This is a genomic window from Comamonas sp. CAH-2 (assembly GCF_009668305.1).
GTDB classification, from domain to species: domain Bacteria; phylum Pseudomonadota; class Gammaproteobacteria; order Burkholderiales; family Burkholderiaceae_C; genus Comamonas; species Comamonas aquatica.
Window position 1 is genome coordinate 1 of the sequence record NZ_VSWF01000064.1, and the last position, 10,160, is coordinate 10,160.

The following is a 10,160-nucleotide window of genomic DNA, read 5'->3' on the forward strand; positions in this document are numbered from 1 at the left end:
CCATTCGCCAGCAAGGTCACCAGGGCGGCCAGCACCCCGGCGCCCCCGGCCAGCCACAGGCTGGTGGTGACCGCGTAGGCCAGCACCCCGGCGCCCCCGCCCACCAGCAGCGCGCCCCGCTTGTTGCCCAGCAGGCGGCGCAGCAGCGGGCCGACGACCATCACCCCGAAAAACAGAAAAATGGCCAGGCTCTCCGGGTCCAACCGATCACGGGCGGCGGTGGGCTGCTGCGGTGCCGGCAAGGCCTCGCCGGCAATGCGCGCGGCAATCTGGTCCAGGGCCGCCAGGATGCCGGCGGCATAGTGCCCCTGTCGGAATTGCGGGGCCATCTGCTGGTCGATGATGCGCGCGGCGGCCAGGTCGGGGATGGCGCCCTCCAGGGCGCGGGCCACCTCGATGCGCATGCGCCGGTCGTCCTTGGCGACCACGATCAACAGGCCGTCGCCCACGTGCTTGCGGCCGATCTTCCAGCTGCTGGCCACGCGGTAGGCGAAGGGGGCAATGTCTTCGGGGGCGGTCGTCGGCACCATCAGCACCACCACCTGGGAGCCCGACTTGGCTTCGATGCTGCGCAGCCGTTGCTCGATCGCCCGGGACTCCTCCACCGACAGGGTGTGGGTCTGATCGATCAGCGCGGCGGTGAGTGCGGGCACAGGCAGCACGTCATGTGCCCAGCCGGGCAGCCAGCATGCACTCAAAATGATAGCTAGCAGCGCTTGCCACATGCGCGGTACAGCCATATTTAATTCCTCAACGGGCCGGCGCAGGGGCGCGCCGGCCTTACTTGCTGCCAAAGTCGACGTTCGGCGGGCGGGCAATCTCGGCCTCGTTGGCCATCGTGAAGCTGGGTTTGGGCTGGTAGCCAAACAGCATGCCCGTCAGGTTGGTGGGAAAGCTGCGCGCCAGCACGTTGTAGGCCTGGACAGACTGGATGTAGGCATTGCGGGCCACGTTGATGCGGTTTTCCGTGCCTTCCAGTGTCACGCGCAGGTCGCGGAAGGCCTGGTTGGCCTGCAGCTGCGGGTATTGCTCGGCGACCACCATCAGGCGCGACAGGGCGCTGCCCAGCTGCCCCTGGGCTTGCTGGAACTGCTGGAAAGCGGCGGGGTCGTTGATCAGCTCGGGTGTGGCCTGGATGGCGGTGGCCTTGGAGCGGGCTTCGATCACCTGGGTCAGGGTGTCGCGCTCGAAGTTGGCTTCGCCCTTGACCGAGGCGACGATGTTGGGCACCAGGTCCGCGCGCCGCTGGTACTGGTTCAGCACTTCGCTCCACTTGGCCTTGGTGTCTTCGTCCAGGCGCTGAAAATCGTTGTAGCCGCAGCCCGACAGCGAGGTGGCGATCAACAGGATGGCGAGCAGACGTTTCATGCACATGTCCCTTCAGAGCAGTTCCTGGCGCCATTGTGGTGGCCGACCGCGCCCCGGGTTTGTAGGCAAAATGCGGGCAACCGTTAGGCGCCGCCAAGTGGCAGCGCGCAAAGGACCGACAGCATGGATGAGATCGTGAAGCAGGCGTTGATCAAATGGCCGAATGTGCCGCATGTGCACGGCTGGCTGGGCCTGGATGCCCGCGGCCAGTGGTGGCTGCGCGATGCGGGGGTGCAGGCGCAGGGCCCATTTCCACACAGCAAGGGGACCCTGGTGGAGCACGAGAAGCTGCTGGCCTTCATCGGGCGCAATTACGAGGCCGACGCACAAGGCCAATGGTTTTTCCAGAACGGCCCGCAGCGGGTGTACGTGGAGCTGGAGAACACGCCCATGGTCTGGCGCGTGGATGCGCAGGGCGCGGTCTGCTCACATACGGGCATGCCCCAGGCGCAGGTGCAGGACTGCTGGATGGATGACGAAGGCCGTGTCTACCTGCGCTGTGCCGGGGTGCTGGGCGTGGTGCACTCGCAGGACATGGTGCATGTGGCCGACGTGGTGGAGCAGGGGCGCTGGCACCCCCAGCCCCTGGCCTGGGACGCGCTGCCGCAGCGCTTTCAATTCGTGCGCAGCCCGCAGCGGGCCGCAGCGCAGGCATGAAAAAAGGACCCTGGGGGTCCTTTCTGTTGGAGCACGCTGGCGATTACTTCGCTGCGGCGTCGCCTTCCTGGGCGGCAGGCTGAGGCTCTGGGAAGTTGCCGCCGGCTGCATTGGCCATGAAGGCCACGCCACGGGCGATTTCCAGGTCGTTGAAGTCGCCACCACCCTGGGGGGCCATGGCACCCTTGCCCTTGAGGGCCGAGTGCACCAGGGCGTCAAAGCCTTGGGCCAGACGGGGACCCCAGTCGCCCGCAGCGCCAAACTTGGGCGCGCCCGAAACGCCGGTGGCGTGGCAGGCGGCACATTGGCCCTTGTACACATCCTCGCCACCGCGCAGGGGGCGGTTGGCATCACGAATCTCCACGGAGCCCACCTTTTGCAGGCGCTGTGCCTGGGCCAGCTCCTGCATGCCCACGCCGGCGCCGGTCTTGGGCGCCGAGCCCACGAAGGTGACCAGACCAATGATCAGGATCACGGGCAGGATGAAGGCAAGCAGTACCGTGATCAGCAACTGCTTGGGGTTCTTGATGGGGCCGGTATGGGCTTCTTCGTGGTGCTTGTCGCTCATGGCGTCCTCTGGTTATCGGGGCGGGGAAAAACCAACGGCGGATTATATCGATGGGGTTTTTTTGCCCCAGTCCCCCAGCGGCCGTTTGGCGGCCGCTGTGGTACAGAGTTGACGCACCTCAACGATTGGTGGTTTCCTGCTTGCCAAGGCTGGCTTCGGACCAGCCGCCACCCAGGGCCTTGTACAGGGCGACCTGGTTCTGCAGCTGGGCCAGGCGCACCTGCACCGCGCTTTGCTCCGCCGTGAACAGCGAACGCTGGGCGTCCAGCAGGTCCAGGTAGCTGGCGACACCGTTGCTGTAGCGCAGTTCGGACAGGCGCAGGCGCGCCTGCTCGGCCTCGATCTGGGCTTGCTGGGCCCGCGCCTGCTCGCCCAGCGTGGCTTCGCCGGCCAGGGCATCCGAGACTTCGCGGAAGGCGGTCTGGATGGCTTTTTCGTACTGGGCCACGGCGATGCCGCGGCTGGCCTGGGCCACTTCGAGGTTGGCCTGGTTGCGGCCGGCGTCAAAGATGGGCAGGGTCAGCGAAGGTGCGATGGAAAAGCCCCAGCTGCCGCTCTTGAACAGGCCCGAGAGCTCGTTGCTCACCGTGCCGGCCTGGGTGGTCAGGGCGATGCGCGGGAAGAAGGCAGCACGGGCTGCGCCGATGTTGGCGTTGGCGCCGATCAGCTGCTGCTCGGCCTGGCGCAGGTCGGGGCGGCGCACCAGCAGGTCGGACGGCAGGCCGGCAGGCAGGCTGGCCATGGCGGCCGCATCGGCCAGCTTGGCACCCTTCAGGCCGGCGCGCAGGTCGTCCGGCAGGGGCTGGCCCAGCAGCAGTGCCAGGGCATTCTCGTCCTGGCTGCGCTGGCGAATCTGCTGCGCATAGGTGGCGCGTGCGGCTTCGGTCAGCGACTGGGCCTGGCGGTAGTCCAGTTCCGAGGCCACGCCGTTGTCGAAACGCAGTTTGGCCAGTTTGATGGACTCCTCGCGCGTGGCCAGGGTGCGGCGCGAGATGTCCAGCAGCTCCTCGTCGGCCAGCAGGGTCAGCCAGCCGTTGGCCACGCTGGCCACCAGGCTCAGCTCGGTGGCCTTGCGGCCCTCGTCGCTGGCCAGGTACTGGGCCAGGGCCTGTTCCTTGAGGCTGGCGATGCGGCCAAAGAAGTCCAGCTCCCAGGCCGAGACCGCCAGGCCCACCTGGAAGTTGTTGACGATGTCGCCCGTGATCTGGCTGTTGCCACGGCTGGCATTGGCCGCCGCGTTCACCGTGGGGAACTGGTCAGCGCGCCGGATCTGGAACTGGGCGCGGGCCTGTTCCAGATTCAGCACGGCCACCCGCAGGTCGCGGTTGTTCTCCAGCGCCAGACGCACCAGACGCTGCAGGCGGGCGTCGGTGAAGAACTGCTCCCAGGGCACGGGCGCACTGGCCTGGCCTTCGGCGGCGGCCGGTGCCGTGGTACCGGAGACCGTGGGGAAGGCCGTGGGCACAGGGGCTGCCGGGCGCTCGTACTTGGGCACCAGCGAGCAGCCGGCCAGCAGCGCGGCGGTGGCCAGCACCGACAGGCGAAGGCTCGGGGTCTTACTCATGCTTGCTCTCCTCAATGCCGGCGGCTTGCGCGTGCGCGGCATATATCTTCCGTTGTCGTTCGCTGCCCTTGAAGAAGCTGCGCACCAGCACAAAGAACACGGGCACGAAGACCACGGCCAGCACGGTGCCGGTGATCATGCCGCCGATCACGCCGGTGCCGATGGCACGCTGGCTGGCCGAGCTGGCGCCCGAGGCGATGAACAGGGGCACCACACCCAAGGTGAACGCCAGCGAGGTCATGATGATGGGGCGGAACCGCAGGTGGGCCGCTTCCAGCGCCGCTTCGATCACGCTCTTGCCCTGGGCCTGCAGGTCCTTGGCGAATTCCACGATCAGGATGGCGTTCTTGGCCGAGAGGCCGATGATGGTCACCAGACCGATCTGGAAGTACACGTCGTTGGCCATGCCCCGGGTCAGTGTGGCCAGCAACACGCCGAGCACACCCAGCGGCACCACCAGCATCACCGAGAAGGGGATGGACCAGCTTTCGTACAACGCGGCCAGGCACAGGAACACGGCCAGCAGCGAGAAGGCGTAGAGCACCATGGCCTGGTCGCCGGCGAGCTTTTCCTCGCGCGACAGACCGGTCCACTCGAAGCCGAAGCCTTCGGGCAACTGGGCGGCCAGGCGTTCCATCTCGGCCATGGCATCCCCTGTCGAATAGCCTGGTGCGGCATCGCCGGCCAGCTTCATCGAGGAGTAGCCGTTGTAGCGCACGGTCTGCATTGGGCCGGTGATCCAGCGTGTGGAGGCGAAGGCCGACAGTGGCACCACCTGGCCCTGGTTGTTGAGCACGGGCAGATCGAGGATGGACTCGGGCTGCATGCGCGCCTTGGCATCGGCCTGGACCACCACACGCTGCAGACGACCCTGGTTGGGGAAGTCGTTCACGTAGGAGGACCCCAGCGAAGTGGACAGGGCCGAGTTGATGCTGTCAAAGCCCACGCCCAGGGCGCTGGCCTTGTCGCGGTCGATCTCCAGCTGCATCTGTGGCGCGTCTTCCATGCCGTCGGGGCGCACGCCTGCAAGGATCTTGCTTTGAGACGCCATGCCCAGCAACTGGTTGCGCGCAGCCATCAGGGCATCGTGGCCCTTGGCGCCGCGGTCCTGCAGGCGGAAGTTGAAGCCGGTGCCCGTGCCCAGTTCGGGGATGGGCGGGGGGCTGAGCGCGAAGATGAAGGCGTCGCGCACCTGGCTCAGCGCCATGTAGGCGCGGCCCGCCACGGCGCTGGCCGAATGCTCGGCCCCCGTTCGTTCGCTCCAGTCCTTCAGGATCACGAAGGCCAGACCGGCGTTCTGGCCCTGGCCGGAGAACGAGAAGCCCGACACCGTCACGATGTTCTTCACCTCGGGCTGAGCCAGCATGTACTCCTCGACGCGCTTGAGGGCCTCGCTGGTGCGGGCCTCGGCGGCGCCAGGCGGCAGCTGCACGTTGGTGATGATGTAGCCCTGGTCTTCGTTGGGCAGGAAGGAGGTGGGCAGGCGGGTGAACACATAGCCCACGGCGGCCACCAGCACCAGGTAGATGACCATCATGCGGCCACCGCGGCGCACCAGGGAACCCATCGCGCCTTCATAGCTGTGGGTGGCGCTCTTGAAGCGGCGGTTGAACCAGCCAAAAAAGCCCTTCTTTTCGCTGTGGTGGTCAGGATCGACCGGCTTGAGCAGGGTGGCGCACAGGGCCGGGGTGAGCGACAGCGCCAGGAAGGCCGAGAAGGCGATGGACGTGGCCATGGTGGCCGCAAACTGGCGGTAGATGTTGCCGGTGGAGCCTGCAAAGAAGGCCAGTGGCACAAACACCGAGATCAGCACCACGGTCACGCCGATCACGGCGCCCGAGATCTGGCTCATGGCCTTGCGTGTGGCCTCCAGGGGCGGCAGCCCCTCTTCGGCCATGATGCGCTCAACGTTCTCCACCACCACGATGGCGTCGTCCACCACGATACCGATCACCAGAACCATGCCGAACATGGTGAGCACGTTGATCGAGAAGCCCATCGCGAACAGCGCGGCAAACGTGCCCAGCAGGGCCACGGGCACCACGATGGTCGGGATCAGGGTGTAGCGGATGTTCTGCAGGAACAGGTACATCACCAGGAACACCAGCACCACGGCTTCCAGCAGGGTGTGGACCACCTTCTCGATCGAGACCGAAATGAAGGTCGAGGTGTCGTAGGGCACAGAGAAGGACACGCCTTCAGGGAAGAACTTCTGCAGCTCGGCGAGCTTGTCCTTCACGGCCGTGGCCGTGGCCAGGGCGTTGGCCGAGGGCGTGAGCTGCACGCCCAGGCCCACGGCCGACTTGCCGTTCAGACGGGCCGAGGTGCTGTAGCTTTGCGAGCCCAACTCGACGCGGGCCACGTCCTTGAGGCGCACCGACGAGCCGTCGGTGTTGGCGCGCAGCACGATGTTGCCGAACTGCTCGGGCGTGCTCAGCTGGCCGCGCACGACGATGGTGGCGGCGATGGGCTGGTCGCTGACGGCAGGCAGGTCACCGAGGTTGCCGGCGGACACCTGGGCGTTCTGGGCCTTGATGGCGGCGCTGACCTGGTCGATGGACAGCTTGAAGCCCTTGAGCTTGGTCGGATCGACCCAGACGCGCATGGCGCGCTCGGCGCCGAACTGCGTGACCGAACCCACGCCCGTGACGCGCTGCAGCTCGGGCACGATGTTGCGTGCGGCGTAGTCGTTCAGGGCGTCCAGGCTGAAGTTAGGGTTCTCTGTGGTGATCATCGAGAACAGCAGGAAGTTGGAGCGGGACTGCTCCACACGCACGCCCTGCTGTGTCACCGCGGCAGGCAGGCGCGGGGTGGCGCGCGACAGGCGGTTTTGCACATCCACCTGGGCCAGGTCGGAATTGGTGCCGGGCTCGAAGCTCAGCACCACCGTACCTGTGCCGTTGGCCTGGCTGGTGGTTTCCACATAGGCCAGGCCTGTGGCGCCGTTCATCTCACGTTCGATGACGGCGAGCACGCTGTCTTCCAGCGTCTGGGCGGTGGCGCCGGGGTAGGCCACCGAGACCTGGATGGTCGGCGGCGCCACGGCGGGGTACTGGGCGACGGGCAGCTTGGTGATGGACACCGCCCCGATCACCATCAGGAAGATGGTGATGACCCATGCAAAGATGGGTCTGTCGATAAAGAACTTGGCCATCTGCGGCGCTCCTTACTTGTTGTCTGCCTTGGCCGCTTCGGCCGCAGGAGCGGCGGCGGGCTGGGCACCGTTGGCCTTGGCGGCGTCGGGCTGCCATGGCACGGGTTGGACCTTGGGCGCGCCGCGCAGCTTCTGGAAGCCGTCGACCATCACCTGCTCGCCTTGCTTCAGACCTTCCAGCACCACCCAGTTCGTGCCCTTGGCCGAACCGATGCGCACCTTGCGTGGGGTGACCTTGCCTTCGGCATCGACCACCATGACGCTGTCGCCCTGGTCGCTGCGGGTCACGGCCTGCTGCGGCACGAGGATGGCATCGGTTGCCTGGGCCTGCTCCAGGCGCACGCGCACGTAGAGGCCGGGCAGCAACTGGCCACCGGGGTTGGGCACTTCGGCGCGCAGCGTGATCTGGCCCGAGGTGGCGTCCACTGTCAGATCCGAGAACAGCAGCTTGCCGGTCTGGCCGTATTCCGTGCCGTCGTCCAGCACGATGCGCACGCTGGCCGCATCCTGGCCGCTGACCTTCTTGAGCTGGCCGGCGTCCATGGCACTGCGCAAACGCATGACGTCCGAGGCCGACTGCGTGAAGTTCACATAGACGGGATGGATCTGCTGGATGGTGGCCAGTTGGGTGACTTCCCCTTGGCCCACCAGCGCACCTTCGGTTACCAGGGCGCGGCCAATACGGCCCGAGATGGGGGCCGTCACCGATGCATAGCCCAGGTTGATGCGTGCGGTTTCCACGGCGGCCTTGGCCGATGCCAGATCGGCTTCGGCCTGCTTCTGGGCGGCCACGGCCGTGGTGTAGTCCTGTTTGCTGATGGCATTGGCTTCCACCAGGGGCTTGTAGCGATCGGTCAGGGCTGTGGCTTGGGCCAGCGTGGCTTCGGCGCGTGCTACCGAGGCCTGTGCGCTCTGCAGTGTGGCGCGGTAGGGCGCAGCATCGATTTCGAACAGAGGCTGGCCGGCCTTGACGTCGCTGCCCTCACGGAACAGGCGCTTGAGCAGGATGCCCGAGACGCGAGCACGGACTTCGGCGGTGCGCGAGGCCTCGACACGGCCCGGCAGTTCAGTGACCAGGGCCACGTCCGAGGGCTGGGCGACCACCACGCCCACTTGGGGAGCGGGCGCTTCACCGCCTGCATGACCGGCTGGCTGGTCGCTCTTGCCACAGGCTGTCAATGCCAGGAGAGATGCCAAAGCCAATGCGCCAATCATAGGACGGCGGAGTGCAAAAGGAGGGGGGAAGCGGTTCATGGACATCCTCATGGAAGGGAGAGTGGGCAGCCGTACGGTTGGATGGGACAGATCAGAACAAAAATAGGCCTCTGCACAAAGTGTAAAGGCCGGGTTAGTCTGGAAATTATACATACATACGCGAATGTATAATTAATGACAAGTCATCGCGACCTTGCTGATGTTGGGGGTGATGCGGTGATGATTTTTGCTTGAAAGGGGCGATTTGTGGCTCGTCGTACCAAAGAGGATGCGGAGGCAACGCGCAACAAGTTGCTGGATGCTGCCGCGGAGGTGTTTTTTGCCAAGGGGGTGGCGGGTGCCTCGTTGTCGGAGGTGGCGCAAGCTGCAGGCTTGACGCGAGGTGCCATTTATTGGCACTTCAAGGACAAGGTAGATCTTTTTGATGCCTTGATGCAAAGGACAACTTTGCCGTTCGAGCAGGCGTGGGAGGCTGGCCAAGCCAAGTTCATGCAGCACGGTGCGGTGCTGCCCGAGATCCTGGGTGTTCTGCGCATGGTGTTCAGGTCTGTGAGTACTGACACGGCAACTCGGCGCGTATTTGATATTGCTTTGTACAAGGTTGAGTGTGTGGGTGAGCTCTTGGCTGTGCGCCAGCGGCGCATAGAGGGTGCACTTCGGTTTGCGCTGCAGATAGAGCAGGCGTTGTTGTTGGCAGCGCAGCAAGAAGGTGTGTGCTTGCCTGTGTCTAGTCAAAATGCGGCGCGGGGGTTGCAGGCTATCTTTGATGGTGTGCTGCATTTCTGGTTGCTGCAGGATGGGCAATCTTTTGATCTGGAGGCGGAGGGGATGCTGGCTGTTGCGCTGTACTTGAAGGGGTTGGGGTTCGATTTGCAAAAAGAAATTGCGTGATTCCCTGAAGCGGCGCAAAAGTGCGGGTTAGAATGCGGGCTGCAGATTTTTGGTAGTTCGCGTGTAGCGGGTGTCGTTAGCGGCTGTAGCTCAGTGGATAGAGTATTGGCCTCCGAAGCCAAGGGTCGTGGGTTCGATCCCCGCCAGCCGCGCCAAACAAACTCAAGAAAATACCTAAAAATATTTTTGCGATAAAAAAATCTGCTACAATCTAAATCTCTTCGGAGGGATGCCCGAGTGGCTAAAGGGGGCAGACTGTAAATCTGTTGGCTTACGCCTACGCTGGTTCGAATCCAGCTCCCTCCACCACCTTTCAAGGTGAAGAGATTTAAGCATCGCTTGGCGATGCGCGCAAACCCAGGTTTGCGGGAGTAGTTCAATGGTAGAACCCTAGCCTTCCAAGCTAATGACGCGGGTTCGATTCCCGTCTCCCGCTCCAAGATTCATAAGTTTGCTTGTGCAAGCTTATGCCCATGTGGCTCAGTGGTAGAGCACTCCCTTGGTAAGGGAGAGGTCGGCAGTTCGATCCTGCCCATGGGCACCAATTAGTGGTGCTTCTGTGTCAGATGGTTGCGCCGAAACATCGTTAGCATTTGATTTTTTTCGGAGTCGAAAAAATGGCAAAAGAAAAGTTCGAGCGCACAAAGCCCCACGTGAACGTGGGCACCATTGGCCACGTTGACCACGGTAAGACCACCCTGACTGCTGCTATCGCCACCGTGCTGTCCAAGCACTTCGGCGGT

The 10,160-nt window shown here is 64.6% G+C and carries 9 protein-coding genes and 4 tRNA genes; 7 read left to right on the top strand and 6 right to left on the bottom strand.

Annotated features, from left to right (window positions below; all coding sequences use genetic code 11):
• A partial coding sequence (locus FYM52_RS18205) for a YgcG family protein (protein WP_154165113.1) occupies positions 1 to 740 on the bottom strand: 740 nt, incomplete at its 3' end.
• 40 nt (positions 741 to 780) lie between these two features.
• Positions 781 to 1,368 carry a LemA family protein gene (locus FYM52_RS18210; protein WP_154165114.1) on the bottom strand — a complete coding sequence of 196 codons (588 nt, stop codon included), beginning with the start codon at positions 1,366 to 1,368 and terminating at the stop codon, positions 781 to 783.
• 123 nt (positions 1,369 to 1,491) lie between these two features.
• Here FYM52_RS18210 and FYM52_RS18215 point away from each other — a divergent pair, with 123 nt between their 5' ends.
• Complete coding sequence (locus FYM52_RS18215; protein ID WP_154165115.1) at positions 1,492 to 2,025, top strand: DUF2946 family protein; 534 nt, start codon at positions 1,492 to 1,494, stop codon at positions 2,023 to 2,025.
• Between the two features lie 43 nt (positions 2,026 to 2,068).
• Here the strand turns inward: FYM52_RS18215 and FYM52_RS18220 are convergent, their stop codons facing one another.
• From FYM52_RS18220 to FYM52_RS18235, 4 genes are all read right to left on the bottom strand, one after another.
• Positions 2,069 to 2,593 (bottom strand): cytochrome c5 family protein, encoded by a 525-nt coding sequence (locus tag FYM52_RS18220; RefSeq protein ID WP_043387517.1) that lies wholly within the window; start codon positions 2,591 to 2,593, stop codon positions 2,069 to 2,071.
• Between the two features lie 118 nt (positions 2,594 to 2,711).
• Positions 2,712 to 4,157 carry an efflux transporter outer membrane subunit gene (locus FYM52_RS18225; RefSeq protein ID WP_162858937.1) on the bottom strand — a complete coding sequence of 482 codons (1,446 nt, stop codon included), beginning with the start codon at positions 4,155 to 4,157 and terminating at the stop codon, positions 2,712 to 2,714.
• On the bottom strand, positions 4,150 to 7,311 hold the full coding sequence (locus FYM52_RS18230) for an efflux RND transporter permease subunit (RefSeq protein ID WP_154165116.1): 3,162 nt from the start codon (positions 7,309 to 7,311) through the stop codon (positions 4,150 to 4,152). Before FYM52_RS18230 ends, FYM52_RS18225 begins: the two co-directional genes overlap by 8 nt.
• Before the next feature lie 12 nt (positions 7,312 to 7,323).
• Positions 7,324 to 8,565 (bottom strand): efflux RND transporter periplasmic adaptor subunit, encoded by a 1,242-nt coding sequence (locus FYM52_RS18235; RefSeq protein ID WP_154165117.1) that lies wholly within the window; start codon positions 8,563 to 8,565, stop codon positions 7,324 to 7,326.
• A 207-nt stretch (positions 8,566 to 8,772) separates the two neighbouring features.
• Between FYM52_RS18235 and FYM52_RS18240 the strand changes: the two genes are divergently transcribed.
• The 6 genes from FYM52_RS18240 to FYM52_RS18265 form a co-directional block, all read left to right on the top strand.
• Positions 8,773 to 9,417: a TetR family transcriptional regulator gene (locus FYM52_RS18240; RefSeq protein ID WP_162524779.1), complete on the top strand. Its 645-nt coding sequence runs from the start codon at positions 8,773 to 8,775 to the stop codon at positions 9,415 to 9,417.
• A gap of 79 nt (positions 9,418 to 9,496) precedes the next feature.
• Positions 9,497 to 9,572: transfer RNA gene (locus FYM52_RS18245), tRNA-Arg, on the top strand.
• A 68-nt stretch (positions 9,573 to 9,640) separates the two neighbouring features.
• A tRNA-Tyr gene (locus FYM52_RS18250) sits at positions 9,641 to 9,726 on the top strand.
• A 56-nt stretch (positions 9,727 to 9,782) separates the two neighbouring features.
• A tRNA-Gly gene (locus FYM52_RS18255) sits at positions 9,783 to 9,856 on the top strand.
• Positions 9,857 to 9,886: 30 nt separating this feature from the next.
• Positions 9,887 to 9,961: transfer RNA gene (locus tag FYM52_RS18260), tRNA-Thr, on the top strand.
• 73 nt (positions 9,962 to 10,034) lie between these two features.
• A partial coding sequence (locus FYM52_RS18265; protein WP_238826235.1) for a GTP-binding protein occupies positions 10,035 to 10,160 on the top strand: 126 nt, incomplete at its 3' end.

Bases quoted from the DNA above. Each gene is read 5' to 3' on its own strand.
- FYM52_RS18210 (WP_154165114.1), bottom strand. From the start codon at position 1,368: ATGAAACGTCTGCTCGCCATCCTGTTGATCGCCACCTCGCTGTCGGGC.
- FYM52_RS18215 (WP_154165115.1), top strand. From the start codon at position 1,492: ATGGATGAGATCGTGAAGCAGGCGTTGATCAAATGGCCGAATGTGCCG.
- FYM52_RS18220 (WP_043387517.1), bottom strand. From the start codon at position 2,593: ATGAGCGACAAGCACCACGAAGAAGCCCATACCGGCCCCATCAAGAAC.
- FYM52_RS18225 (WP_162858937.1), bottom strand. From the start codon at position 4,157: ATGAGTAAGACCCCGAGCCTTCGCCTGTCGGTGCTGGCCACCGCCGCG.
- FYM52_RS18230 (WP_154165116.1), bottom strand. From the start codon at position 7,311: ATGGCCAAGTTCTTTATCGACAGACCCATCTTTGCATGGGTCATCACC.
- FYM52_RS18235 (WP_154165117.1), bottom strand. From the start codon at position 8,565: ATGAACCGCTTCCCCCCTCCTTTTGCACTCCGCCGTCCTATGATTGGC.